We start from the raw sequence: 26297 nt of genomic DNA, 5'->3' as shown, positions 1-26297 counted from the left end.
ACACCGCTGCCCGTCTGATGGGCCCCTTCCGCTTCTTCCGCTGCCGTCTCGCCTAACGGGCCAACGGTTCGCTCCATTCTGTTTTAAGCTGTTTTATTCGGCGATTTTATCGCCTGTCTTCTTCTTTAATTTCCCATGACGAAGTTTTTTCGCCTGTTACTGGACGCTTTGCGCGGTACAGAAAGTAATTATACGTCCGGTAGTATCAACCGGGCCATCTTCATGTTGTCGGTTCCGATGGTGCTCGAAATGGTCATGGAATCGCTGTTTGCTATTGTCGACGTTTTTTTTGTGGCTAAAATCAGCACCGAAGCCGTCGCGACGGTCGGCCTGACGGAGTCGGTTTTGACGATTGTTTACTCGGTCGCCATCGGGTTGAGTACGGCCGCTACGGCCCTGGTGTCGCGCCGGGTAGGCGAGGGCAACCCCCGTGAGGCCGGGAAATCGGTGGCGCAGGTGATTCTGGTGTCGGTGGCCATCGCCCTGCTGATCGGGATTCCGGGAGCGGTTTTTGCCGAAGACATCCTGCGGCTGATGGGCGGTGATGCGCACCTGATTGCGAACGGTTCGGGGTTTACCCGGCTAATTTTTGCCAGTTCACCCGCTATCGTGCTGCTCTATACGCTGAGCGGTTGTCTGCGGGGTGCGGGCGAAGCCTCCATTGCCATGCGGTCACTTTGGTTAGCCAACGGTCTCAATATCATAATGTGTCCGATCTTCATTTTCGGCTGGGGGCCAATTCCTGAAATGGGGGTGATGGGCTCGGCCGTTGCCACCACACTCGGTCGTTCGGCGGGGGCGCTGTATCAATTGGTGAACCTGATGAAGAACGACCGTGCGGTGCAGGTGCAGACGACAGATTTCCGGCCCGACACCGCCATCATTCGCAACCTGCTCGGCATTGCCGCCGGTGGAACGGCGCAGTTTCTGGTTGGTTCGGCGAGTTGGGTGTTCCTGACACGTATACTGTCGACGTTCGGCAGTGATGTCGTGGCCGGGTATACGATTGCGATCCGGATCATGATCTTCACGATTATGCCGTCTTGGGGGATGGCCAATGCAGCCGCTACGCTGGTCGGGCAGAACCTTGGAGCCGGACAGCCCGGGCGGGCCGAAACCTCGGCCTGGCGGGCGGCTTTCTGCAACATGCTGTTTCTGCTGGGCGTGGGCGTGCTGTTTTTCCTCAGTGCGCATGAGATTGTCGGTTTTTTCAACCGCGATCCGGACGTGGTGGCAATCGCTGTGCAATGCCTTCGGATTTTCTGCCTGGGCTACGTCTTCTTTGCCTACGGCATGGTCATCAGCCAGGCGCTGAACGGAGCGGGGGATACCCGGACACCGACGCTCATCAACGTAGTTTGCTTCTGGCTGGTTGAAATTCCGCTGGCGTATTTGCTGGCGAATTCGCTCGGCTGGGGGCCGGAGGGCGTCTTCTGGTCGGTGGCGTTCAGTGAGTCGTTGCTGGCCGTGATCGCCGTGCTGGTGTTCCGGCGCGGGCGCTGGAAACTCGTGCAGGTCTAGGCGGTTTTCGGTCGGCGGTTTCCCGGAAAACCGCTGGCTTCTTTCTCTTTTGTTAATTGTCGCACTTGCCCCCGTAGCTTGTCGGAATCGCGCCCCATCAGTCCGGAAGCGGTTTTTTACCTTTGTCACCGGAAGGAAGTTCGTCAAACAGCCGTTTTTTTCGGACACAATCAAAACAAATACTAATCATGAGAAAACTAAAATTGCAGGTTCAGGTATCGATCGATGGCTACATGGCCGGACCTAACCACGAGATGGATTGGATGGCCTTCAACTGGGACGACGAACTGGGCAACTTCGTGAATGCCCTGACGGAACCCGTTGACCTGATTCTGCTGGGGCGCAACCTGGCATCCGGCTTCATCGAAACCTGGGCCGCCCGGGCTGCCGATCCGGAAACGGCCGACTGGGCCGCGCACAAGTTTAATGACACGGCCAAAGTTGTTTTCTCGAAAACGCTTGATCAGATCAGCGGGAAAAATGCGACGCTGGCGAACGGCGATCTGGTCGAAACCGTCCATCAACTGAAGCAGGAAACCGGGCAAGACATGATTGCCTACGGCGGTTCGCAGTTTGTCGGTTCGCTGATTCAGCACAACTTGATCGACGACTATTACCTGTTTGTCAACCCGACGGCCATTGGCGCGGGGCTTCCGGTTTTCAGCCAGCGTACGAACCTCAAACTGGTTGACTCAAAGACGTTTGCCTGCGGAATCATCGTGTTGCACTACCAGCCCGCAATTGACACAAACTAATTCCAATTTTCGGAGAACAGTAAACAGCAACGATGAACTTTTGCGGATAAAAAGGCTTGTGCAAAAACCGTACAGGTGCCTTTCCTGGTCCGTTTAACTTTCCAATACCGTGACAAGCAGGCCCATCTGTCGTTTGGGGAAACTCCTGTTGGTGACCGTTCTTCTGCTTCTATGGGAGAGCGGTCACACGGTATTTTATTGGCTCATTCGCTACGCCAACCCCTCCAGACGATCCTGGTAAACCAGAAGAGCATTTGCAAACTAGTAAGCAATGCTGCAATATTCCGCGAAAAACCAGTCTTTTCCAATGAACATTGGGTAAAACCTGATTTTTACAAACTTTTCGGTAAAATTGCTGCATTGTTCACCTGTTTCGTAACCCCATCCTGCTGCTCTTGGGAAATATGAAAGATTACATTCGCCCGATTAAACGCCTGCTCGTCGCCAACCGGGGTGAGATCGCCATCCGTATCATGCGGGCGGCCACCGAGTTGGGAATCACCACCGTCTCTATTTACACCTACGAAGACCGCTATTCGCTACACCGCTACAAGGCCGATGAAGCGTACCAGATTGGTCGTGACGACGAACCGCTGAAACCCTACCTGGACATTGAAGGCATCATCCAACTCGCCAAACGGAAAAAGATCGATGCGATTCATCCCGGCTACGGTTTTTTATCGGAAAATGTAACCCTGGCGCGCCGATGCCGGGATGAAAACATCATTTTCGTGGGACCGACGCCGGAAGCCATGGATGCGCTGGGCGATAAGGTCCGGGCGAAGAACCTGGCTACGCTGGCCGATGTGCCGATGATTCCCGACAGTCGGGTTGATTTGTCAGACTATGAAGTGGCTATTTCGGAGGCCCGGCGGATCGGCTTTCCGGTTATGATCAAAGCGGCTGCCGGTGGGGGTGGGCGCGGGATGCGAGTCGTCCGGCAGGAAGAAGAATTCCAGAAGTCGTTCAACGAAGCCCGCAATGAAGCGAAAAATGCGTTCGGCGACGATACCATTTTCCTGGAAAAATTCGTAGTCGACCCCAAGCACATCGAAATCCAGTTGCTGGGCGACACCCACGGTAATATTGTTCACCTCTACGAACGGGATTGCTCGGTACAGCGTCGTTTTCAGAAAGTTGTCGAAGTGGCTCCGTCGTTCGGGCTGCGTCAGGAAACCAAAAACAAGCTTTACGAATACGCCCTGAAAATCGGTCGGCAGGCCAATTACTCCAATGCCGGTACGGTCGAGTTTCTGGTTGACCGCAACGAGAATATTTACTTCATTGAGGTCAATCCCCGGATTCAGGTGGAACATACCATCACGGAAGAAGTAACGGGCGTCGACCTGGTGCGGACGCAGATTCTGATTGCGATGGGGTACAAGTTGTCGGACAACGGGATTTACATCAACCACCAGGATGAAATTCCACTGAACGGCTACGCCATCCAGTGCCGCGTAACGACCGAGGACCCGGCCAACGGGTTCCGGCCCGACTTCGGTACCATCATCGCTTACCGCAATGCCGCCGGTTTTGGCATTCGGCTCGACGAAGGCAGTTCGTACGCGGGCGTGAAGATTTCGCCGTATTTCGACTCGATGATCGTGAAGGTGTCGGCGCGGGGTCGGACGCTCAAAGGCGCTACCCAGCGTTTGAAGCGGGCGCTGGTCGAGTTCCGGATTCGCGGGGTGAAAACCAACATCCCGTTCCTCCTCAACGTGATCGATCACCCGATTTTCCAGCAGGGCGAAGCGCGGGTGTCGTTCATCGAAAACCACCCCGAACTGTTCGACCTCCGAAAACCGAAAGATCGCTCGACGCGGGCGTTGAATTTCCTGGCCGATGTGATCGTCAACGGCAACCCGGAAGTAAAGGTAAAGCCAGGCGCTAACGATAAATTCCGGACGCCCGTGATTCCGGTTTACGACAAGTTTGGCGAATGCCCGAAAGGCAACAAAGACCGGCTGAATGAACTTGGGCGGGAAAAATTCGTGGAGTGGGTGCGCGATCAGAAACCGGTCTTATACACCGATACGACATTCCGTGACGGGCATCAGTCATTGCTGGCAACACGCGTTCGGACGCGGGATTTGCTGGCCGTGGCCGAAGGTTTTGCCAAAAGCCATCCCGAACTGTTTTCGATGGAAGTCTGGGGGGGCGCAACCTTCGACGTAGCCATGCGGTTTTTGCACGAAAGTCCGTGGACGCGCCTGCAAAAATTTCGGGAAGCCATGCCGAATATGCTGTTGCAAATGCTGTTTCGGGGTTCCAATGCGGTCGGCTACTCGGCGTATCCGGATAATTTGATCGAGAAATTTGTCGAAAAATCCTGGGAATCGGGCATCGATGTATTCCGGATTTTCGACTCGCTGAACTGGGTAGAAGCCATGAAGGTGAGCATCCGGGCCGTGCGCGAACGGACCAACGCGCTGGCCGAAGCCGCCATCTGTTATACCGGCGACATGCTGGACCCCAACCAGAAAAAATACACACTCCAGTATTACCTCGATATGGCCCGTCAACTGGAAGACGAGGGCGCTCACCTACTGGCGATCAAGGACATGGCCGGTTTGCTGAAACCGCTGGCGGCCGAGGTGCTGGTGCGCGAACTGAAAAAAGCCGTGAGCATCCCGATTCACCTGCACACGCACGATACGTCCTCGATTCAGGCGTCTACGTACCTGAAAGCCGTTGATGCGGGGGTCGACATCATCGATTGTGCACTGGGCGCGCTGTCGGGCCTGACCTCGCAACCGAATTTCAACTCTGTGGTAGCGATGTTGAAGGGGCACGAGCGCGAGAGTGCCATTGATTTGTCATCCCTGAATGCCTATTCTAACTATTGGGAAGACGTGCGGGAGTGGTACGCTCCGTTCGAGTCGGGCATGAAGGCTGGGAGTGCCGAAGTATACGAAAATGAAATTCCGGGCGGGCAGTATTCCAACCTGAAACCGCAGGCTATCGCGCTGGGTCTGGGCGACAAATTCGAAACGCTGAAGAAGAATTACCGCCTTGTCAACCAGATGTTTGGCGATATCGTGAAAGTGACGCCTTCGTCGAAAGTGGTTGGCGATATGGCCCTGTTCATGACCTCGAACAACCTGACGCCGGAAGATGTGATCGCGAAAGGACCCTCACTGTCGTTCCCCGAATCGGTGAAAGGGTTCTTCAAAGGCGAGTTGGGCCAGCCCTACGGCGGTTTTCCGAAAGAATTGCAGGAAGTGGTGCTGAAAGGGGAGGAGCCACTGACCGGTCGGCCGAACGAAAAGCTGAAACCGATTGATTTCGAGGAAGATTTCAGGAAGTTTGAAGAGAAGTTTCCGCAGAACGAAGGTTTCGTGGATTATCTCTCGTACCAGATGTATCCGAAGGTCTACGAGGAATATTACAATGCCGTGCAACAGCACGGTGATGTAAGCATCATCCCGACGCCGGCTTTCCTGTACGGGTTGAAAGAAAACGAGGAAATCCTGATCGAGATCGACGAAGGTAAGAACATTCTGGTCCGGCTGCTGTTCGTGTCGGAACCCGACGGCCACGGCATGCGGACAGTAACGTTTGAGCTGAACGGACAGAGCCGTCAGGTGCAGGTGCGCGACAAATCGCTGAAGGTCGACTTGCAGGCCAATGCCAAGGTCAGCAAGGAAGGCGATGTAGGTTCTCCGTTGCAGGGCCGTCTGACGAAAATTCTGGTCAAACCGGGCGATACCATCACCAAAAACCAGCCGTTGTTCGTGATCGAAGCCATGAAGATGGAAAGCATCGTGGCCGCACCCAAAGCCGGAACCGTCAAGCAGGTCGTGCTGAAAGAAGGCACGCTGGTGGTACAGGACGACTGGGTTGTGGAACTGGGATAGAAGTGCATACCCCCAACCCCCTAAAGGGCGCTTTTGAGGATGAAAAGCGCCCTTTAGGGGGTTGGGGGTAGTTTATCCGAATGCCCCAGCGACTTCTCAGGATTGACCACATCCCGGATCGATTGCTTCAATTCCTTGATATCAGGAAATCGGCCGGTTTCCTTGCGGTCGAAGATTTTCTGCCCATCGACAAAAATCGAAAACCGGCCACTGACTTCAGATGGATGCAGCAAAACGCCGTGCAGGTCGTCGGTAAAGGTGGTCAGAAGCTCCTGTGCCATCCAGGCCGAACGCATCAGCCAGCCGCATTTTGGGCAGTATTCGAGGGTGATTGTGGGTTTCATGTTCCGGATCAAATGGAGTTAGTGCGGTTTATGCACATCCCGGAAGCGCAGCATTTCACCGAGCTGTTGTTCCTTTTCGTTATCAAAACCACACGATGAAGTGAACTCCTTCGGGTTCTGATAGGTTCCGAACAGCATGTCCCACCAGACAATATCGCCGTAATTGTTGGTGTGTTTGTTGTATTCGTGGTGAATCCTGTGCATCTCCGGACGCTGGAAAACATACCCCACCCAGCGGGGCGTTTTGACATTGGTATGGTAAAAAAACTCACCCAGGGCCGTGCAAAGCGTATAGATGCCACCGGCTTCCGGACTTAGGCCCAGCAGCGTGTACACCAGCAAACTGCCGATGAGGGAGTTGACCGTCATTTCCAGCGGATGTTTGTAAAACGACGTAATCACTTCGATCCGTTGCGGACTGTGGTGAATCTGGTGAAAGTGCGTCCAGAGAAAATCAACCGTATGCCGCCAGCGGTGCCACCAGTAGAACACAAACGTGGCGATGAAATAGGCGATGATGCCGCCCAAAATCGGGTTGAGGTGGTCGGACAGCGAAAAAACCGAATGGCTTGACAACCAGCGTTCCCACGTAAAACCGGCCAGCAGAACTACGACCAACTGAATAAAATTGACCGCCAGGACGCGGATGGTCCAGGTCGGAACGGGGGGCAGTTTCCAGCCGGGAAAAAGCCGTTCGAGCAGAAAGCAAAAAGCGAAGGTGATGAAAATAACCGGTAACATGGCCGTAGCGGGGTTTGGTGAACAGGCCAAAGTAACCGACTACTCCCCGGGAAAAAATTGACAATTATCAAGTTCGGTCGACTAAGCCAGATCAGCCCGCAACCGGCTGACGGTTTCCGGTGACAAGCCCAGGTGGGAAGCAATGTATTTGAGCGGTACCCGACGGAAAATGTCCGGAAAATCGGCCAGCAATTGCGCGTAACGTTCGCGGGCTGTCTGCATCCGAAGGTTCTGCGCCCGTTGTTCACTCTGAACATAATACCGCTCCGTCAGCAATCGACCCACTTTGTTAAACTCGGGGAAGGAGTCATATAAGTGCTGTAGCTGGTCATACGTAATTGACCACAACACACTGTCTTCCAGTAGTTCAATGTATTCCTGAGCGGGTTGGCGGGTGTAGAAGCTGACAATCGAAATAATAAAATCCGCTTCTTTCATGAACCAGGAGGTTACTTCCCGGTCTTCTTTCAGGTAATAGCCGCGTGCGATTCCTTTCTCAATAAAAAAAATCCGCTCACTGATCTGACCGGGTTGCAATAACCAGTGCCGTCGGGCTAATTCGTGCCGACGAAGCGTTTGCCGCAATGCGGTTTCCAGCGGTTCGGGGACGAATTGAAGTTGCCGGATAGCGGTAAGAAGGGTGTCCATGACCGTGACAGGCTGTTTTTTTGATAAAGATTGCAAAAATCCTTTCTTTCCACGTATTTGGCTTTCACTAAACCATTACGACCATGGAAAATCAACCGTACAACAACCCGGTTCCCCCTCCGGTGACGTCCCTCAGTCCGTCCGATGAACGCATGTGGGCCATGCTGGCCCATCTAAGCGCGCTGGCCGGTTTTATCATTCCGTTTGGTAACATCATCGGGCCGGTGGTGATCTGGCAGATTCAGAAAGATAAATCGGCCTATGTGGATTACCACGGAAAAGAAGCCGTAAATTTTCAGATCACGATGACGATTGGATACTGCATCTCATTCCTGTTGTTTTTCCTGTTCATCGGTGTGCCGATTCTGATTGTGCTGGGATTGATCGGCCTGGTGTTGTCGATCATCGCCGGAGTGAAAGCCAACAATGGCGAATACTACAAATACCCGTTTACATTCCGGTTTATCAATTAATTTTAGGAACCAGGGTCGGCTTTTGGTGAAAGTGGTTTTGTATGTTTGCATCTAAATGTGCGATACCAAGCCCCCTGTTGACCCATGTCTTTACTTATTTGCCCGCAAATCGCCGAAAGATTATCTATACCTAAAGCATACCTACGATTTGCGGGATTTTTCTTTTTGGTTCTGCTACACCATTTTTCATTCGGTCAGCAACAACGGCTGGGAACCTGGTTTATCGGCACGGTTCAGCTACCGGCCCGCGAGAAAGGCTGGGGCGGTTTTCTGGAGGGGCAGGCTCGTGCCAACGCGTTTTTCGATCAGGGAAATTACTACGAAATCAAAGGAGGAGTGAGCTACGACCTCGGCCCGGCTTTTTCGGCCATGATTGCCACCGGTCGGTATCATACATACAATTTCCGGGACTTGGCCGACGGGCCGCAGACCCTCGAAACCCGGCTTTGGGAGCAAATTACGATGAGCCAGAACGTCGACCGGCTCAAATTCGAGCACCGCTACCGGGTCGAACAACGCTGGTTTGGGGAGTCAACGCCGGAAAACATTGCGATTCAGGGCCGGTTTCGCAACCGGATTCGCTACCGGCTGAACCTGATGATTCCGCTGAACGAAACGACGATCAAATCCAAAACCGTCTTTGTTTCTATCTATGACGAGTTATTTCTGAACGTAAAGTCTCCGAACCTGGAACGAAACCGGTTTTACGGCGGGCTAGGCTATCAGCTTGATCGTCACTGGATTCTACAGGCTGGTTTGGTCAATCAATACGACCAGGCACCGGTGCGGCTCGGTAGTAAAAACAATGTGGTACTGTCTGTCATGTACCGCTTCCACCGCAAAACCGGAGAGCGATACCGACTGCCGACGCAGGTGGATTAATGTACCCACGGACTTTAGTCCGTGTGAGCTTCCAAGTCCAGAAGTTGATATGAACTCACACGGACTAAAGTCCGTGGGTACTTAAAATAACGGTCGGCGGACTTTGAAGCTGCGCTTGAGGCCCCGGATGAGGAGGAAGGCACCGAGAATACCGAAGATAATTGCCAGGACATTGATTCCGAGAATGGCAAAAACCAGGGCGACGCCGATCACCGGAATCGACGCTTTCAATTGCCACGGAATGCGTTGCCACCAGTTGAGCTTCTTGCGCGGTTTCAGCCCCAAAATTTCCCGCAAGGTTTTCTTCTCGTTGTTTTTCGCTTTCGGCTTGGGCCGGGGCTGCGGGAATGACTGTGCTTCCGTTTCCCGAATGGGCTGGTGAACCCGCGTTGCGGTTGCTGCCTGACCAACGCGCTGCTGCGGTGACCGAAGAGGAGGAACGGTAGCTGCAGATGCGTACGTTTCGGTTATGATGGGTCCTGATTTGGGTACTACCCAACTGGCCCAGTCTTCCGGAGCCGTTGCCGTTGAGTCGCTGACCGGAACGACCGGTTTCGCTTTTCGGGTAGAATGAAAGGATTCGAGCGGTATGGGCTGGTATCGTGCATAGGGGCGGTGGCAGGAAGCAGCAAACAAACAACACAAAACGGCTAGCGGAGCAGCGGTACTTTTTCTCATCAGGCTGGGCGAAGATTCAGAATGCAAAACCTGCCTTTACAACGAATCCAGGTAGTGGGTTAATACTTTCAGAACCGAAAAAGATGGCTAAAAAAAGACCTGTACGGGTTTTGATTCCATACAGGTCTGATTTTCAGGCAAATTACTGTTTACTTAGAGTTATTTATTTAGGCGCTGTGCCACTCTGGGGCGCGGTCGCCGGAGCGGCCGGTTGCTGCTGGGCCGGAGCCTGCAAGCCTGCACCCGGGGTAGATTTGGTAGCAGCCGCGTCAACGTTGGCGCTGTTGATCGTGGCACCAACCGGATTGCGGTCAATAACGATGTAGGTCGAGAGCGTCAGCACCATGATGGCAATCGCCAGTCCCCACGTTACCTGCTCGAGCAGGTCGGTGGTTTTTTTGACCCCCATGAGCTGGTTGGAACCCAGTCCGCCAAATTCACCGGCCAGACCACCCCCTTTTGAGTTTTGAATCAGCACTGCCAGAACCAGCAGAATGGTACAGATGCAAATTAATACGATGATTGCCGTCAGCATTTTTTAATTCGTCCTTGCGGATATTTTAATAAGCGTGTTTGTTCGAAAGAGGATACGTTACTGATCCTGAAGCCGCTTCAAGTCGGCGATTTTGTCCGCAAAATAAGCTTTTTTTTCCGGATTTTTCAACATTAGTTTGACGTAAATGTCAATGGCACGGTCGGGTTTGCCCTGCCGGGCCAGAATTTTGGCGAAGGCTTCCGTCACGGGCGTGTTTGAACTCCCCGGCATCCGGCGCGTCAGGTCTTCCTGATCGGCGATTTCGGTGGGGCTCAGGCGCGGGCGCTGAATGGACGGTTCGCGCTTGATAAAATCGTCGATAATCTGGATCTGGCGGTTTCGCTCGGGGTCGACAACGGGCGCGGGCGGAACGTCTTCGGTGGCTGGTTCGGACTTTTCGAAGGTCGTCTGCAATACTTTTTCCGCAATGATCACTTCATCGATCATCGGCAAAATGGCATCGACGGCAGCCGGTTTTACATCGGCCTCTTCCGTGGACGTTTCGGCTACCGTTACTTCTTCGAAGCTGACGGATTTGGCAAAATCGAAAATCGGATTGGCAAAAAATGGCGCGTTCTGCTCCGCCTTCCGTTTGAACAGTTCGTAGCTTTCCTTTTTGTAGTCGTCCGGAATCGGTACCTGTTTCAGCGAAAGTTCGTTCAACCGGCTCAGAAGATTTTCCGACCATTGAAACTCGTTTTCGATCAGTTTACGGAGGGCATTTCGGCTCAGCGCATGGGCCGCTGCCTGCCGGATGTGCTCGATGGCCCGGCTTTTCTGATGAATCGAAGTGGCTTTGGCGGCCAGCACATACAGCGACTGACAGTAGGGATATGCGGCTATGGCCTCCCGAAGCGGTTCTAAATCAGCAGGTAATAATTCTTCGGGGTGCGTTACCCAAAAGGAAAATGTTTCTTTGTCCAATCGGTTCATTGGAGGAAGGGTCGGAGGGTCGTGTCGCTTTGGTCAAATTTAACAAATTGTTACCAGTTTCGCCGTCCGCTTACAGTTAATATTTAAATGAGTTAGCCTTTCACTTTGTCACAATTACCAGTCGGCGGCTGTTTTGTTGAAGATGTCCAGTACGAGCTGATCCTGAATTTTAGGTAACAAGCGGCTTTCATTCTGCGAGAGGGTCTGGTTCGCCGGAAAGTCCTGGTAGAACGAAAAGGGCTGGTCGAAATTCTTGCTTTCGTCTTTCGTGTTCGAAAACCGCACCTGCGCCGTGACCTGCAAGCGGTTTTGGGCTGCCTGGTCGGAAGCCGTAGCTGCCACCGGCAATACGTCGTATCCACTGATCGACCCCTCCAGGATGATGTCGCCGTTCGACGGGACCACTTTCAGATCCGTGTAGCGCTGGTAATATTCTTTCAGTTTTTCGGTAAACTGAATGGGCAAGTTGGCCGGTCCGCCAGCCGCCGAGGTCGTAAACGTATTGACCGTAATTGTCTTGATCGTCGGGTCCAGCGTCGTCCCCGTAAACGAGTACTTTCCACAAGAAAGAGGTAAGAGTGAAGAGTTAAGAATTAAGAATAAACTCCAGATTCTAAACCGATAACTCATAACCGCCGGGCGGCCCCGTCTTAACTCATAATTCTTAACTCTTTCAATTTTCTTCATCGATTTGGTATTGTTTGATCTTGCGGTATAACGTTCGTTCGGAAATGCCGAGTGCCTGGGCTGCGTATTTTCGTTTGTTGTTATTCCGGCGCAAGGCCTTGACAATCATTTCTTTCTCTTTCTTCTCCAGCGAGAGCGAATCGTCTTCCTCGGTTTCGTGCGTAATATCTTCCACCGTCACGTCACTGGGGTCGTCCGGTTCATAGTCATCCATCTCGATCAGATTTCCGGCGGGCAATAGCCGGGTCATCGGGGCTTCCGGTTCCGGCGCCAGTTCGCCGGTCTGGAGTGAGTCGAACAGTTCCTTGTTGTTGTTCAGAATCTCGTGGCCGTTCTTTTCATTTTTCAGTACATCCAGCACAAGCCGCTTGAGGTCGTTCATATCCCGGCGCATGTCGAACAGTACTTTATACAGCAATTCGCGTTCCGAAATGGCATTGGCGTCGGTTTGGTTGCCCGGCCATACCATCGGGGCCTGGGGTGCCTGCGACGAAACCGGGGGCAGGTACTTCGCCAGCGTTTCGGCTTCAATCACCTTATTGCTCTCCGATTCGAGGATGGATATCTGCTCGGCGATGTTTTTCAATTGCCGGATGTTGCCCGGAAACGGATACCGCAGCAGCAGCAGTTTGGCAGCCTCTGACAACTGGATGGGCTTGATCCGGTAGCGTTCCGCAAAGTCGGTCGTAAATTTCCGGAATAGCAGTTCGATGTCTTCCCCGCGTTCGCGCAGGGGCGGCACAAAAATCGGGACGGTGTTCAGCCGGTAGTACAGATCCTCCCGAAACTTGCCCTGTTCAACGGCCGCCAGCAAATTGACGTTCGTAGCCGCCACGACCCGTACATCGGTTTTCTGTACCTTCGACGAACCGACCCGGATAAACTCGCCATTTTCGAGAACACGCAGCAGCCGCGCCTGGGTGCCCATCGGCATTTCGCCGATCTCGTCCAGGAAAATCGTGCCTCCATTCGTGGTTTCGAAATAGCCTTTCCGCTGGTCGACAGCCCCCGTAAACGAGCCTTTTTCGTGCCCAAACAGTTCAGAATCAATGGTTCCTTCCGGAATAGCCCCGCAGTTGATCGCGATAAACTGGCCGTGTTTGCGGCTGCTCAGGCTGTGAATGATTTTTGAAAACGACTCTTTTCCGCTTCCGCTTTCACCGGTGATCAACACAGTCAGGTCAGTAGCGGCCACCTGAATTCCTACATTAATGGCGTAATTCAGGCTGGGGGCGTTGCCGATGATGCCAAACCGCTGTTTGACCGACTGAACTTCTTTTACATCCATAATCGAAGAAAAGGGAAAGCCTTACACCGTGACGCCCAGCAACGTGGCTGCGGTGCAATCCGTTATCAAAACGTTGACGTACTGGCCTTTCTGGTAGTCACCTTTCGGGAAAACCACCATTTTATTCTGATCATTCCGGCCACTCAGGAAGTCGTCGGAGCGTTTGGACGGCCCTTCGATCAGCACGCGCTGCACCTTGCCGATGTGCCGCTGGTTGCGTTCGAGCGACATGTTTCGTTGCAGGGCGATGATCTCGTTGAGTCGCCGGATTTTGACGTCGTTCGGCACATCGTCGGCGTACTTCTTGGCCGCCAGCGTGCCGGGCCGCTCCGAGTAGGCAAACATGTAGCCGTAGTCGTACCGGACGTATTCCATCAGCGACAGCGTGTCTTGGTGTTCTTCTTCGGTTTCGGAGCAGAAACCCGAAATCATGTCGTGCGAAATGCCGCAATCTTCGCCCAGAATGGCCCGGATGCGGTCAATTTTCTGAATATACCAGGCCCGGTCGTAGGTCCGGTTCATCAGCTTCAGAATCCGGTCGTTACCGCTTTGGGCGGGCAGGTGAATGTATTTGCAGATGTTATCGTATTTCGCCATCGTGTACAGCACCTCGTCGGTGATGTCTTTCGGGTGGGAAGTCGAAAACCGTACCCGCAGCTCCGGACTCACCTGCGCGACCATCTCCAACAGTTGCGCAAACGAAACCGCTCCATGCCCCATGCCCTCTGCCCTCTGCTCCGTGCCCTCTGTCTCCTGCCATTTATACGAATCGACGTTCTGGCCCAGCAGTGTCACCTCTTTGTAACCGGCTTCGGCCAGGTCGCGGGCTTCGCGGACGATGGAGTACGGATCGCGGCTGCGTTCACGGCCCCGCGTAAACGGCACGACGCAAAAGCTGCACATGTTATCGCAGCCCCGCATGATGGAAATGAAGGCGGTTACGCCGTTGGAATTCAGGCGGATGGGCGAAATGTCGGCGTATGTCTCCTCGCGTGAAAGGAAGACGTTGACGGCCTTCTGCCCCGATTCGGCTTCTTCGACCAGCTTCGGAATGTCGCGGTAGGCATCGGGACCGGCCACGATGTCCACCATTTTTTCTTCCTCCAGCAGTTTGGCTTTCAGCCGCTCGGCCATGCAGCCCAGCATCCCGACGAGCAACTCCGGTTTGCGTTTTTTCAGCGTGTTGAGTTGCTTCAGCCGGTTCCGGACTTTCTGCTCGGCGTTGTCCCGGATGGCGCAGGTATTTAGAAAAATTACATCGGCGTCGTCGGCCGTCGCGGTGGTGGCAAAACCGGCGTTGCGCATCACCGACGCGACGATTTCGCTGTCTGAAAAATTCATCTGGCAGCCGTAGCTTTCGATGTAAAGCCGTTTTTTGCCAAGGGCCAGTTCTTCTTCCAGCACGCGGGGTTCGTCCGCGCTCACTTTATCGGCTTCGGACAATATGGATAAGGTCTCCGTAATGCGTTCCATAAATCAATTAAAAACCGGGTTTCGGTTTACGGTTTTCAGTTTACGGTATTTGGTATACGGTTTACAGAAAGTCGTGTCAGGAATCATCTTGAACCGTAAACCGAATACTGAAAACCGTATACTCTCCGGTACTACTCGTGAAAAAAATGAGTACAAAGGTACGAAGATTTTAAGGAACTATGACAGTTTGTCAGGTAGTAAAATCATTCGTCTGGCAAAATTAGAACGGATACCCGATTCCGAAGTTGATCACGAGGGGGTTAGGACCCCTAAAGAGTTTGTCGAGCCGGAACTTGGGCAGGAAAAACCGTTCATCAATGAAGTCACCGGGACGTTTGCCTTCTATGATGTAGGCATTGGGATCATTGGGATCGGGGTCGTAAATGAAATACCGGGCCGGGTCGTACACTTTGATCGCGCCGTCGAACCGGATGATGAAGAAAGAGAAATCAATCCGAAGGCCAATGCCGGTGCCCACAGCAATCTGCTGAAGAAAGTTGCGGGGAAGGTAGTCACTGCTGGATGGCCGGAGTAGAAAATTCTCGCCGATACGATTGCTGGCATCCCGGCGCGTCCAGACGTTCCCGGCATCGACAAAGAACGCTCCGTTGATGTCGCCACCCAGATGAAACAAATGGGTCCGTAACTCCGCCGATGCTTCGATCAGGACATCGCCGGGCTGTTCAAAATCGTACCGAAACTGACCGGGTCGGCCGGGCCGGAAATCCGGCACCAGCTTGTCGTCGGGTTGGGAGTAAGGAATCGATGAACCCGGTCCCAATCGACGGGGAAGCCAGGCCCGGATGCTGCTGCTACCACCGGCAAAGAACAGCTTTTCGTAGGGGGCGGTTTTGTTTTCTCCGTAGCCATAGACCAGGCCGGTATTCAACCGGAACGCCAGCGTAGTTTTGCGTCGGATGGGAATGTAATGCCGGAAATCGACGTTGGCACGCAGGTATTTGTAGTACTGCAAACCCGTCGTATCGGAGGTATTGAAAATGCTGCGGAGTTGCTCCCGGCTAAACAAGTTCAGGGTCGTTCCGCCCGATTCGAGCGAGATCCGCAGAAAATTGGCCCGCCGGTTTTGGCCCAACACGTTGGTGTTGTACGTGTAAATAAAACCGATGTTGGAGGCAAAAGCGTTTCGAAAACTGTTTAGAATCGTACTTCCGGAAGCCGCCAGCGAATCCAGTTCGGCCTGGTAACGGAACGACCGAATATTGGCTCTCAGGTAGTTGATATCGGCGATGAATAAATTGTATTGATGGACATTGTTTTTCAGCCAGTTATACGACACCGTTCCCCGCAACACCTGTCGGCCGTACTCAGGCCGGAAGGTGTAGTTGTAGCCTAAACCGATCTGTGTTCGCGGGCTAAGCCGGTTAAACAGAAACCGGACTTTACCCGGAAACAAAATATGCGGAAAGATCAAGGAGGTATTCAGCCCAAATTCCTGCGCAAAATCAATGGCTTTGGTATCGGTATACCCGGAGGTAGCTTCCAGACCGTACCTTAGAGATGTTTCGAACGTGCCCAGGCCTCCGAAAATGTTGTGAATCCGGAACGAAAGATTGCCAAACGGGCCCGGAAAGCCCTGCCCCTGGTACAGCACAAAAATACCGCCTTCGGTCGTTAGCTCGTATTTGTCGATGGGAATCAGGTTGACGCGGGTGCGCAGGCGGTTACCGGTCGTATCGGTGAAACTTATGTTGGCAAACCGGAACTGATTCAGCAGGAACAATTGCCGCTGGGAATCCTGAAAATTCCGGAGCCGGTAGAGGCTGTCGGGGCGCAGAAAAATCCGGCTGTCGAGCAAGCGCATGGCATACTTCTGCCGCCCCAGCAAATACTGCAACCCGTTGTGCCGGACCGTATCGAGCATGGCCCGGTCTTCTCCGCGGGCTACGAACACGTCGACCTCGCCGATTTTAAAAACCGGGTGGCTGGATTTTCCGGGCGGGTTAACAATCTTGACCCACATGTTCAGCCGGTGAGCGTTCGGGCGCGTGCTGTCGGCTACTGATGAATCCGCATCCAGATCGAGCACATCAAACGGAAGCGGGATGTATTGCCGTGAAAAGCTGTAATAACCGTTATTTCGCAGTAACTCCTCAATCCGGATGCGTTCGGCTTCAACTTTGTCCGCATCGAAACGGTCGCCGGATTTGAGCAGCGATCGGTCCAGCGTTTTCCGGACCAGCGAGTCGACGCGGGAGTCGGCAATTTGGTAAGTGACCTGATTGAGATAAAACGGGATGTTTTCCGTGATGTTGTAAGTGACCCGAACCCGGCGGCCCAGCGTGGTGGTGCTATCGACGCTATAAGAAGCTTTGCCAACCAGGAACCCTTTGTTTTTCAAATACCGCTGCATTTTTTCAGCGTTCGTTTTCGCATCGGCCTCGTAAAAATAGACGGGCGGTTCGCCCAGGTTCCGCATGATCCAGTTGCCTTCGTCGACCTGTCGGCGCAGGCGGGTGAGCTGGCGGTTGAAACGTCGAAGTTGCTTTTTGTAGGATTTGGTGGAGTCGGGTTGATCAACAAACTGGTCATATTCCCGGCGTTTGGCGTCGAGGGCGCGCTGGGCAGCTTCTTTGTCGTAGGTTTTGGAACCCAACTGGTAGGCCCACAGCCCAAACGTGATGGGTAGGCGCAAAATCCGGCGATTTGGCCGCTGCGGAATCAGGGCTTCGAGGTCGGCACTTGGAATGGTGCGGTTGCCGCGTACGGTCTGGCTGTAGAGCAGGTATTGATTTTTTTGTAACTTTTCCGAACTCACGCAGCCCGACAACCCGGCCAGCAGCCCGAGCAGCCAAAGGCCCCAAAAGGAATTGCGGTACAGGTGTGCCGGATTCCGGAACTTTCTCCGAAATTCGTATTGGGTATTAACAATGGATGCCTGGTCGTCAATCCTGGTTCTCTTCATGCTCTCAAAATCACTTAGCAAATATATTCAGTCGTTGCACCAGAAAAAATACCGGCAGGAACATGGGGCCTTTTTGGTGGAAGGAAGTATCAATGTGCTGGAACTGCTGGCATCGGATCATCCGGTTGACGTGTTGCTCGTCACGGAGTCGTTTTACGCAGAAAATGCCCTGATGCTGGATAAACAACGGGTACGGCTGGAAATGGTTTCGGCCGACGACCTGAAGCGGGTCGGGACGCTGGTGACCAACGAAGCGGCCCTGGCAGTGGCCAAAACCCGGGAAAACCGGTATTTGTCGGCCGGGCCGGATGAATTCGTGCTGATGCTGGACGACATCCGCGATCCCGGCAATCTGGGTACGATTATTCGCATTGCCGACTGGTACGGAATTCGAAAACTGATCTGTTCGCCGACCACGGCCGACGTATACAACCCCAAAGTAATCTCGGCCAGCAAAGGCTCGTTTACGCGGGTTGAATGGTATTATGCACCCCTGGGCGATTACCTGAAGGCGTTGGGGGATTCGGCGGTGTATGGGGCTTTTCTGGACGGTACCGATGTTCATCAGCAAGCATTCGGAACGTCGGGCTACCTGGTGATGGGCAACGAAGCCAATGGGATTGGAGCGGAGGTGGAACGCTTTGTCAATCAGCGCATTACGATTCCCCGCTACGGCCTGGCCGAATCCCTGAATGTGGGCATTGCCACGGCGGTGATCTGCGATAACCTCCGGAGGATTCGGAGCGTAAAATAAAAATAGCCCTGTTCGAGGCAAGGCTACTTTTACTGCTTTCTTAACCTAAACTAAATGTACATAGTGTTAACAAAAATACAACCAAAGCACTTCGTTACATTTACCCCAATATGGGTGATTTATTAAGCGGCTGAGAGGATGTAAATTTGTCAAATAGGGGGAGAATGTCCCCCAAGCCGGATGAGGACACTTTTTTGCATAGGGCTGCTCTGGATCAATTGGGTGACAGCGTTCACGCAGGCAACGAAAAATTTGCCGACGGGAAATTCCATGGAAGCCCGGGGACTGGCGCTCAAGTTTCTGGACCAGATTTCAGTGGATAACGGCCTGTCACAGAGCGAAGCTTACTGCATTTTAAAAGACAAGCGGGGATACGTCTGGTTTGGGACGCAGGACGGTCTGAACCGGTATGATGGTTACCAGATTACCCACTACAAACACAATCCGTTCGACAGTACCACGCTTTCGCACGATCAGATTATTTCACTTCACGAGGATATGCGGGGTAACATCTGGGTGGGGACGGTCAACGGGCTGGATCAATACAACCCCGTGACCGGCCGCTTCCGGCGCTACGGCGGTTTGCTCGAACCGCACCGACGCCGGTACAATTTGGCGTCGGTCAGCGCCATTGTCTCGGATCGCTTCGGTACGTTGTGGCTGGGCACCAGTTGGGGCGTTAAACGGCTGGTATTCACCGATTCGACCCGGTATCAGGTTTTTCATTACGCCATCGAGAACGAATACGACCGGCGGGCCCAAGTCGTGAACGCACTGCTGATGGGTCCCGGTGGTATATTGTGGGTTGGAACCGGCAATGGACTGGTTTCGCTGGCTATCCCCAAACCCGATCTTCGTTCTTCCCAGGCTCGGCAGCAACGGACTCAGGTCATCCGATCCCCCAAAACCGCCTATCCGTTACCCGATCCGTGGGTGAAAGCATTGGCCTATGATGCCTACGGTACGATCTGGGTTGGAACGGCCAGTGGAGTCGCCCGGATCAATCCGAAACTCGAACAAACCGAAACCTTCCCGGAGATTTTCCAGCGGGTGGGTGCCAGCCTGATCACATCCCTACACATCGACCGATACGGAATTTTATGGGTGGGCACACAACAGAACGGCATTTCCCGGTATAAAATTTACAGCGACCAGCACATTCGCTACATCGACAGCATTCAGGAGGATTTGTTCGGAAAGAAAGGGCTGAAAACCAGCTCGATTAATACGATTTACGAAGGCCCGGCCGAGAAAGAGGACATCGTCTGGATCGGTACCCACGATGCGGGCGTGCAGTTGTACAGCCGGTCGAAAAACTCGTTCCGGCAGTGGCCCACTCTGACCAACCGGCAGCAGTCGTCGGCGGCCGGGCTGGTGTTTGCCGTATCGACCGACCATACCGGAAAACTCTGGATCGGCACGCACGAAGGCCTTATTCAGATCGACCGGCTGACCTCCGCCGTCAAGCGGTTTCGGGCCAATCCGACGGACCCATATGGGCTCGGCAGCGATAAAATTCAGTGCCTGCGGGAAGATCGACAGGGCAACCTCTGGGTCGGAACGCCCGAGGGCCTTTACCGGTACGACCGCGAACGCAACCGTTTTGTGCGCCGACTGGCCGGGCTGGGGAGTGATATTGCGCTCAAAAAAGGCGAGAAGGGCGACGGCGTCCTGAGCCTGTACGAAGATCGGCGGGGTAACCTATGGGCCGGAGGATATTCGAGCCTGCGCCGGATCGATGCCCAAACCGGCCAGGTATCCGTTTATCGGCATGATCCGAAAGACTCGACCAGCCTGCGAGCGTTTATCGTCTATGCCATTCAGGAAGACCAGCGGGGCGCAATCTGGATCGGAACCGGTTTTGGATTGAACAAACTGGAACCAGCAACCGGTAAAATTACCCATTATGGCAATCAGCCCGACGATCCGAACAGTCTGATGGGCGAGCAGGTTCTGGGCTTTCTGCGCGACAGCAAGGAGCGGTTTTGGGTATGCAGCAACAAAGGCATCAGCCAGATGGTCGAGGGGGCCAACGGCAAGCTCAAATTCATTCATTACACCGAACGCGACGGATTGCCAAACGAAATGGTCTACGGAGCCCTGGAGGACGAACGCGGCCGAATCTGGATGAGCACCAACCTCGGTCTATCGTGTTTTGATCCGGAAACACGCCAGTTTGAGAATTACGACATCAACGATGGCCTGACCATCAACGAGTTCAACATGCATGCTTACCACCGGGCCGAAGATGGCGAACTGTTTTTTGGTGGGATTGGTTCGCTGGTGAGCTTTCTGCCGACGCGGATGGTGAAAAACCGGCACGTTCCCCGCACGGTGCTGACGTCGTTCAAGAAATTTGAAAAACCGGTCAATGTGGACAGCCTGCTGGCCAAAACCGGTCGGATCGAGATTTTGCCGGGCGAAAACTTTTTTTCGTTTTCATTTGCCGCGCTGGATTACACCAATTCCCACAAGAACCAGTACGCCTACATGCTCGAAGGGTTTCACGACGGCTGGATCGATAGCGGTACGCGCCGGTACGTCAGCTTTACCAACCTCAAACCCGGCGATTATGTGCTGAAAGTTCGGGGATCGAACAGCGACGGACTGTGGAGCGACGAGAATACGCTGCGGATTCCGATCCGGGTGTTGCCGCCGTTCTGGCAAACCTGGTGGTTCCTGGCCATGCTGGTGACAGTGATCGGCGGGGCGGTCTGGCTGGTTTACAACTACCGGGTTCGGAAGAAAGTCCAGCATTTGCTGGAACTGGAGCGGGTGACGCTGGCCGAAAACGAGCGCGTCCGGAAAATGGCCGCTCAGGACCTGCACGACGAGTTCGGGAACACGATTACCCGAATTTCGATGCTAACCGAGATCATCAAAAGCAAGCTGAACGGCCACGGGGCCGAAATCGGGCCGTTGCTAACCAAAATCAGCGACAACAGCAACCGGCTGTATCAGGGTACCAAGGATTTTATCTGGGCGATCAATCCCGAACACGATAATTTCCTGGAAATCGCCATTCGGTTGAAAGACTTTGGCGACGATGTGTTCGACCGGAGCCGGATTACGTTCGAAGCCATCGGAATTACAGACGATCTGCGGAAGGCGGTTTTGCCGATGGGAACGAGTCGCCATTTGATCTTCCTGTTCAAGGAGGCCATGAGTAATACGCTGAAACACTCGCAGGCTACCGAAGCGCAGATTCATTTCGCGATGATGCACCGGCGCATTGAGGTACAGTGGAAAGACAACGGCGTGGGCATGCAGGCCAACCCGAAGTCGACGGTGGGTAATGGGCTGCACAACATCCGCAGCCGGGCTGAAAAAATTGGCGGCAAGGTGGATATAACCTCCGAAAACCTGGGCGGTACGAGCGTTCTCTTCCGGATGGACATCCCGCACATTGGGTGAAAAAACGACACCACTTCATCAACTTTCCTTTCGTAGAGTTAATTACCCCGCTGGTGTAATATCGATATTCTAGTGCCTAAATAAATAGTTATTTCCTGTTGCAAACTCTAATGAACACACGTATGAATGGAACTCAACTTTTGCGTAGCCCGCAGACGATACGAATATGTATCGTAGAGGATGATAATTTGATTCGGGACGGCTTTGCATTGCTGATCAACAGTACCTACGGTTTTAAGATTGTCAATACGTACTATCGTTGTGAAGATGCCCTCAAAAACCTCCAGTCGGACGCGCCCGACGTGGTGCTGATGGACATTGAACTGCCCGGCATGAACGGGATCGAGGGGATTGCGCGCATTAAAAAACTTCGTCCGAAAACCAACATCATTGTCGTTACGGTTTATGAGAATGATGAGCTGGTGTTCAAGGCGTTATGCGCCGGTGCGGGCGGTTATCTGACCAAAAACATGCAGCCGGGCCGGTTGCTGGAAGCCATCCGCGATATTCAGGATGGCGGGGCGCCGATGAGCACCAACATCGCCCGGATGGTGGTGGCTTCGTTTCAGAAAAACCGCAATTCGCCCCTGACCGCGCGCGAAACGGAAGTCCTCGAACTGCTCTCGAAGGGCAAGAGTTACACGACCATCGCCGAGCAGTTGTTTGTGGACAAGGAAACCATTCGGACGCATATCAAGAACATCTACTGGAAGCTCGAAGTCCACTCGAAAGCCGAAGCCATCGAAAAAGCCATCAAAGAACGCCTGATTTAAGCCACAAAATCCCCTTGTATGGGGTAGAGTGCCGCTGGTTCAGGCCCTTACTTTTGTATCGTTGACGTGGGCAGGGCAAAACCATTGTACCCATCGACAGGAAAAATGAAGTACGGGTTCTGAGCCATCCGAACCTGATCTATGAGATGAACGTGAATGGAAAAACCAGCCGCTTCGGCTGGTTTTTTTCTTGGAGTACAGCCGTAGCTCTATCCCTCAAGGCTCTCTCCAACCTACCCTCGACAACCGGGCGTTTGGCGTCTGGAAACTGCATTTTCTCACTTTTCATCATTATTTCATGTATCGAAACTAAAATCACCCGCTTTGCGGGATTTTCCGACTCGTTCGGTTCTTGACCTTTGTTTAAAAACGATTTCAGTAACTAAACACGGATCAACAAACCGATGAGATTACTACTACTACGAGGATTTGTCCTGCTGCTTTTGACCTGTCAGATTGGGTTAGCACAGACGAGAACCGTGTCGGGCACGGTGCGGAGCGCTTCGGACCGAGAACCGATGCCCGGCGTGACAATCGGCATCAAAGGCACGACGCAGGGCGGCACCACCGATGCCAACGGAACCTTCCGGATCACCAGTGTACCGGCGGAGGCAACGCTGATTTTTTCGTTTATCGGTTTCAAAACGCAGGAAATTCCGGTCGGCAACCGGACGAATTTCGACATCCTGCTCGAAGAAGGAGCCGCCGTGCTGAATGAAGTTGTCGTCACGGCATCGGCCATCGAACGGGAGAAGAAAACGCTCGGTTACGCGGTCACCAATGTGAAAGGCGACGAACTGATCCGGGCCAACGAATCGAACATGCTGCGGTCGTTGCAGGGCCGGGTGCCGGGCGTCCAGATTTCGAGCGCTTCGGGAGCTGCCGGGGGGGCCACGCGGGTCGTGATTCGCGGGGCACAATCGTTCAACGGCAACAACCAGCCGCTGTATGTCGTCGACGGGATTATTGTCAGTAACAACAACACCACCACGCAGATTGTCAACGGCAACGGAACGGTTTCGACGGTAGGCGGGGGCGACCTCAACAACGGAGTCGACATTACGAACCGGGCCGCCGACATTGACCCCAACAACATCGAATCCGTCTCGATTCTGAAAGGTCCGGCGGCTGCGGCATTGTACGGTTCACAGGCGGCTTCGGGCGTGATCATCATCACGACCAAAAATCGCAGCAAGTCGGTGACCGACAAGCCCCAGATCAGCCTGAACAGCTCGGTATCGTTTGAAAATCCGCTTCGTTTACCCCAGTTTCAGAATGAGTTTGGGGCCGGTTTTGACGGCGTTTACGACCTGGTCGACGCCGGGAACGTGAGCTGGGGGCCGAAAATACAGGGACAGAAAGTACCTGACTGGCGGACTTATGGACTGTATACCCTGGGCCAGCAGGAGAACCCCGATTCGGTGGCTTTGACCGCCAAACCGAACAACGTCCGGAATTTTTTCAAAACCGGCGTCACGCTCAACAATTCATTTTCGCTGCGGAACAACAACGGGACTTCAAATTACATCCTGACGGTTTCGGACGTGAACACCAAATCCATGATTCCGAACACCACCTACCGCCGGACGGCCGTGAACGTGGGGGCCGGAACCCGGTTTTTCAACAACAAGGTTTCTACGAACCTGTCGGCGACCTTCACCCGCTCGGGGGGCGATCGCGGGGTGCAGGGGCAGGGCCGCTCCAACATTCTGCAAACGATTTACAATACCCCGCGCGACATAGAAGTGACCGAGCAGAAGGACTACAACGATCCCCGATACAACCTGGATGGCTATTACCTGGCCGGTTTCCGGAACAACCCGTACTGGCTGCTCGATAATAACCTGCTGAAAGACAACGTGAACCGGTTTTTCGGAAATGCCCAAGTCAGCTATGACCCCGTTCCCTGGCTCAACCTGACGTACCGGATCGGGACGGATATGTATTCCGACAACCGGAAACAGACCTTTGCGCAGGGAACCATTAATAACCTCGGTGGCCGCTATGTGGAAGATAACACGACCTTCCAAAGCCTGCTTTCCGATTTTATCGTGACCGCCAACCGCGACCTGAGTTCGGACCTGAACCTGAAGGTGATTCTGGGCCATAACCTCCAGGATTACAACACCTCACGGGGCGTCTACGACGGCCAGCCGCTGGTGGTGCCCGGTTTTTATGACCTGAGCAATGCCAGTACGGTGGTGACCACGCGGGTCGATCAACGGACGCGGTTGTACGGTTTTTACGGGGATGTGCAGTTGTCGTACAAAGACTACCTGTTTCTGGACGTAACGGGTCGGAACGATTATTCGTCGACGCTGCCGAAGAAAAACCGCTCATTCTTTTACCCGGGCGCCAGCGTCAGCTTTATTCCGACCTCGGCTTTCCTAAGTTTGCGGGGAGGCCCTTTGAGTTACGCCAAACTGCGGGCAAACATAGCGCAGGTCGGAAAAGTAGCTAACGCTTACCAGATCAACCCGGTTTTCACCCGGACGGCCATTAACGACGGTTTCCAGGCAGCCTACCAGTTTCCCTTGAACGGCGTACCCGGTTTCTCGGTGGGTAACATTCGCGGGAACCCGGATTTGCGCTCGGAGCTGACCACCTCCTGGGAAGTGGGGGCCGAAGCGTTGTTTTTCGACAACCGACTGGGCATCGATTTTACGTACTACAATTCGAAAAGCGACCAGCAGATCGTGAACGTGCCGATTTCGAGTACGTCCGGTTTTCTGGCCCAAACCCTGAATGCCGGGGCCATGACCAACAAAGGCATCGAACTCTTGCTGACCGGAACGCCGGTGAAATCGGTGTCGGGTTTCCGCTGGGATGTGTCGCTCAACTTTACCCGCAACCGGAATGAAGTAACCGAACTGTACAATCCGCTGGCGCCGGTGGGGCTGGGTGGTCTAGCGTCGCCCGGTTTACAGGCGCGGCTGGGTGAACCCTACGGGACGTTCTTTGGCAGCAAAATGCTGCGCGATCCGGAAGGCCGCATTGTGGTGAACCCCAACACGGGCCGTCCGCTGGCTGACCCGGTTTTGCAGGTTTTGGGGAATATCCAGCCCGACTTTTCGGCCGGGTTGAGCAATACGGTTTCATTCAAAGGGTTGAGCTTCAACGTGTTGGTGGATACCCGCCAGGGCGGTAAATTCTTCTCGCAAACCACGAGCTTGGGGCGTTTTGGCGGTTTCCTGAAAGAAACCACCTACAACGACCGCGAGCCGTTTATCTATCCAAACTCGGTTCTTCAGAATCAGGACGGCACCTTTACACCCAACACGACCGTCAAAACCAACGGTGGCTACGAATATTGGTCGACGGTGTCGAACTTCGGTGAAAACACCCTGTTCGATGCGTCGTTTGTGAAGCTGCGGGAGATGAGCCTGAGTTACGCGCTGCCGAAATCGCTGATCGGCAAAACGCCGTTCTCGACCATCCAGGTGTCGTTGATTGGTCGGAACCTGATGCTCTGGACCCCCAAGTCGCAGCCAAACGTTGACCCGGAGGTCAGCTCGTTCGGTACAGGTAACGCCCAGGGCTATGAGTTTCTGGCGTATCCATCGGCCCGGAGCTACGGGGCCAGTCTGAAAATTGTCTTATAACCGATCCTGATTTTTT

19 protein-coding genes are annotated in these 26297 nt (G+C 53.7%); 9 read left to right on the top strand and 10 right to left on the bottom strand.

The annotated features are described in order from the left end of the window. The first annotated feature begins 135 nt into the window (after positions 1-135). From ACO2Q8_RS01930 to ACO2Q8_RS01920, 3 genes are all read left to right on the top strand, one after another. The gene (locus ACO2Q8_RS01930) at positions 136-1521 is read left to right on the top strand and encodes an MATE family efflux transporter (RefSeq protein WP_423343082.1); all 1386 of its coding nucleotides are present in this window, start codon (positions 136-138) and stop codon (positions 1519-1521) included. A 188-nt stretch (positions 1522-1709) separates the two neighbouring features. After that, entirely contained in the window at positions 1710-2276 is a 567-nt protein-coding gene (locus ACO2Q8_RS01925) for a dihydrofolate reductase family protein (RefSeq protein ID WP_423343081.1), read from the top strand. A 404-nt stretch (positions 2277-2680) separates the two neighbouring features. Further along, a complete protein-coding gene (locus tag ACO2Q8_RS01920) occupies positions 2681-6133 on the top strand; it encodes a pyruvate carboxylase (protein WP_423343080.1) in 3453 nt (1150 codons plus the stop codon). A 53-nt stretch (positions 6134-6186) separates the two neighbouring features. Here ACO2Q8_RS01920 and ACO2Q8_RS01915 read toward each other — a convergent pair whose 3' ends face one another. The 3 genes from ACO2Q8_RS01915 to ACO2Q8_RS01905 form a co-directional block, all read right to left on the bottom strand. Next, on the bottom strand, positions 6187-6477 hold the full coding sequence (locus tag ACO2Q8_RS01915; RefSeq protein WP_423343079.1) for a SelT/SelW/SelH family protein: 291 nt from the start codon (positions 6475-6477) through the stop codon (positions 6187-6189). Positions 6478-6495: 18 nt separating this feature from the next. After that, entirely contained in the window at positions 6496-7218 is a 723-nt protein-coding gene (locus tag ACO2Q8_RS01910) for a sterol desaturase family protein (protein WP_423343078.1), read from the bottom strand. 81 nt (positions 7219-7299) lie between these two features. Beyond that, the gene (locus ACO2Q8_RS01905; RefSeq protein WP_423343077.1) at positions 7300-7866 is read right to left on the bottom strand and encodes a Crp/Fnr family transcriptional regulator; all 567 of its coding nucleotides are present in this window, start codon (positions 7864-7866) and stop codon (positions 7300-7302) included. A gap of 83 nt (positions 7867-7949) precedes the next feature. Here ACO2Q8_RS01905 and ACO2Q8_RS01900 point away from each other — a divergent pair, with 83 nt between their 5' ends. Together ACO2Q8_RS01900 and ACO2Q8_RS01895 are read left to right on the top strand one after the other, a co-directional pair. After that, positions 7950-8339, top strand: coding sequence for a DUF4870 domain-containing protein (locus ACO2Q8_RS01900; RefSeq protein ID WP_423343076.1), 390 nt, complete (start codon positions 7950-7952; stop codon positions 8337-8339). 165 nt (positions 8340-8504) lie between these two features. Further along, positions 8505-9221 (top strand): DUF2490 domain-containing protein, encoded by a 717-nt coding sequence (locus tag ACO2Q8_RS01895; protein ID WP_423343075.1) that lies wholly within the window; start codon positions 8505-8507, stop codon positions 9219-9221. Between the two features lie 81 nt (positions 9222-9302). Here ACO2Q8_RS01895 and ACO2Q8_RS01890 read toward each other — a convergent pair whose 3' ends face one another. The 7 genes from ACO2Q8_RS01890 to ACO2Q8_RS01860 all read right to left on the bottom strand — a co-directional run bounded on the left by ACO2Q8_RS01890 (position 9303) and on the right by ACO2Q8_RS01860 (position 17738). Next, a complete protein-coding gene (locus tag ACO2Q8_RS01890) occupies positions 9303-9899 on the bottom strand; it encodes a hypothetical protein (protein WP_423343074.1) in 597 nt (198 codons plus the stop codon). Between the two features lie 163 nt (positions 9900-10062). Further along, positions 10063-10434, bottom strand: a complete 372-nt coding sequence (secG, locus tag ACO2Q8_RS01885; protein ID WP_423343073.1) for a preprotein translocase subunit SecG — start codon at positions 10432-10434, stop codon at positions 10063-10065. Between the two features lie 57 nt (positions 10435-10491). Continuing rightward, positions 10492-11367 (bottom strand): hypothetical protein, encoded by an 876-nt coding sequence (locus ACO2Q8_RS01880; RefSeq protein WP_423343072.1) that lies wholly within the window; start codon positions 11365-11367, stop codon positions 10492-10494. Positions 11368-11481: 114 nt separating this feature from the next. Further along, a complete protein-coding gene (locus tag ACO2Q8_RS01875; protein WP_423343071.1) occupies positions 11482-12054 on the bottom strand; it encodes an LptE family protein in 573 nt (190 codons plus the stop codon). Beyond that, positions 12041-13342 carry a sigma-54 interaction domain-containing protein gene (locus ACO2Q8_RS01870; protein ID WP_423343070.1) on the bottom strand — a complete coding sequence of 434 codons (1302 nt, stop codon included), beginning with the start codon at positions 13340-13342 and terminating at the stop codon, positions 12041-12043. The genes ACO2Q8_RS01875 and ACO2Q8_RS01870 overlap by 14 nt, the downstream gene beginning before the upstream one ends. Before the next feature lie 21 nt (positions 13343-13363). Beyond that, positions 13364-14815: a tRNA (N6-isopentenyl adenosine(37)-C2)-methylthiotransferase MiaB gene (miaB, locus tag ACO2Q8_RS01865; protein ID WP_423343069.1), complete on the bottom strand. Its 1452-nt coding sequence runs from the start codon at positions 14813-14815 to the stop codon at positions 13364-13366. A gap of 220 nt (positions 14816-15035) precedes the next feature. Then, positions 15036-17738, bottom strand: a complete 2703-nt coding sequence (locus ACO2Q8_RS01860) for a BamA/TamA family outer membrane protein (protein ID WP_423343068.1) — start codon at positions 17736-17738, stop codon at positions 15036-15038. Between ACO2Q8_RS01860 and ACO2Q8_RS01855 the strand changes: the two genes are divergently transcribed. The 4 genes from ACO2Q8_RS01855 (at position 17737) to ACO2Q8_RS01840 (ending at position 26281) form a co-directional block, all read left to right on the top strand. Then, a complete protein-coding gene (locus tag ACO2Q8_RS01855) occupies positions 17737-18492 on the top strand; it encodes a TrmH family RNA methyltransferase (protein ID WP_423343067.1) in 756 nt (251 codons plus the stop codon). The two genes, ACO2Q8_RS01860 and ACO2Q8_RS01855, sit on opposite strands and share 2 nt — an antisense overlap. Positions 18493-18672: 180 nt before the next feature. Next, complete coding sequence (locus tag ACO2Q8_RS01850) at positions 18673-21906, top strand: sensor histidine kinase (protein ID WP_423343066.1); 3234 nt, start codon at positions 18673-18675, stop codon at positions 21904-21906. Between the two features lie 122 nt (positions 21907-22028). After that, entirely contained in the window at positions 22029-22679 is a 651-nt protein-coding gene (locus ACO2Q8_RS01845) for a response regulator (RefSeq protein ID WP_423343065.1), read from the top strand. Positions 22680-23083: 404 nt separating this feature from the next. Further along, positions 23084-26281: a SusC/RagA family TonB-linked outer membrane protein gene (locus ACO2Q8_RS01840; protein WP_423343064.1), complete on the top strand. Its 3198-nt coding sequence runs from the start codon at positions 23084-23086 to the stop codon at positions 26279-26281. The last annotated feature ends 16 nt before the right edge of the window (positions 26282-26297 follow it).

This window comes from Larkinella sp. VNQ87 (assembly GCF_049445795.1).
GTDB lineage: Bacteria > Bacteroidota > Bacteroidia > Cytophagales > Spirosomataceae > Larkinella.
Note: the sequence above shows the minus strand (reverse complement) of the source record. Positions and strands in the feature narration are given on the sequence as shown.

Bases quoted from the DNA above. Each gene is read 5' to 3' on its own strand.
- ACO2Q8_RS01930 (WP_423343082.1), top strand. From the start codon at position 136: ATGACGAAGTTTTTTCGCCTGTTACTGGACGCTTTGCGCGGTACAGAA.
- ACO2Q8_RS01925 (WP_423343081.1), top strand. From the start codon at position 1,710: ATGAGAAAACTAAAATTGCAGGTTCAGGTATCGATCGATGGCTACATG.
- ACO2Q8_RS01920 (WP_423343080.1), top strand. From the start codon at position 2,681: ATGAAAGATTACATTCGCCCGATTAAACGCCTGCTCGTCGCCAACCGG.
- ACO2Q8_RS01915 (WP_423343079.1), bottom strand. From the start codon at position 6,477: ATGAAACCCACAATCACCCTCGAATACTGCCCAAAATGCGGCTGGCTG.
- ACO2Q8_RS01910 (WP_423343078.1), bottom strand. From the start codon at position 7,218: ATGTTACCGGTTATTTTCATCACCTTCGCTTTTTGCTTTCTGCTCGAA.
- ACO2Q8_RS01905 (WP_423343077.1), bottom strand. From the start codon at position 7,866: ATGGACACCCTTCTTACCGCTATCCGGCAACTTCAATTCGTCCCCGAA.
- ACO2Q8_RS01900 (WP_423343076.1), top strand. From the start codon at position 7,950: ATGGAAAATCAACCGTACAACAACCCGGTTCCCCCTCCGGTGACGTCC.
- ACO2Q8_RS01890 (WP_423343074.1), bottom strand. From the start codon at position 9,899: ATGAGAAAAAGTACCGCTGCTCCGCTAGCCGTTTTGTGTTGTTTGTTT.
- secG (WP_423343073.1), bottom strand. From the start codon at position 10,434: ATGCTGACGGCAATCATCGTATTAATTTGCATCTGTACCATTCTGCTG.
- ACO2Q8_RS01880 (WP_423343072.1), bottom strand. From the start codon at position 11,367: ATGAACCGATTGGACAAAGAAACATTTTCCTTTTGGGTAACGCACCCC.
- ACO2Q8_RS01875 (WP_423343071.1), bottom strand. From the start codon at position 12,054: ATGAAGAAAATTGAAAGAGTTAAGAATTATGAGTTAAGACGGGGCCGC.
- ACO2Q8_RS01870 (WP_423343070.1), bottom strand. From the start codon at position 13,342: ATGGATGTAAAAGAAGTTCAGTCGGTCAAACAGCGGTTTGGCATCATC.
- miaB (WP_423343069.1), bottom strand. From the start codon at position 14,815: ATGGAACGCATTACGGAGACCTTATCCATATTGTCCGAAGCCGATAAA.
- ACO2Q8_RS01855 (WP_423343067.1), top strand. From the start codon at position 17,737: ATGCTCTCAAAATCACTTAGCAAATATATTCAGTCGTTGCACCAGAAA.
- ACO2Q8_RS01860 (WP_423343068.1), bottom strand. From the start codon at position 17,738: ATGAAGAGAACCAGGATTGACGACCAGGCATCCATTGTTAATACCCAA.
- ACO2Q8_RS01850 (WP_423343066.1), top strand. From the start codon at position 18,673: ATGAGGACACTTTTTTGCATAGGGCTGCTCTGGATCAATTGGGTGACA.
- ACO2Q8_RS01845 (WP_423343065.1), top strand. From the start codon at position 22,029: ATGAATGGAACTCAACTTTTGCGTAGCCCGCAGACGATACGAATATGT.
- ACO2Q8_RS01840 (WP_423343064.1), top strand. From the start codon at position 23,084: ATGAGATTACTACTACTACGAGGATTTGTCCTGCTGCTTTTGACCTGT.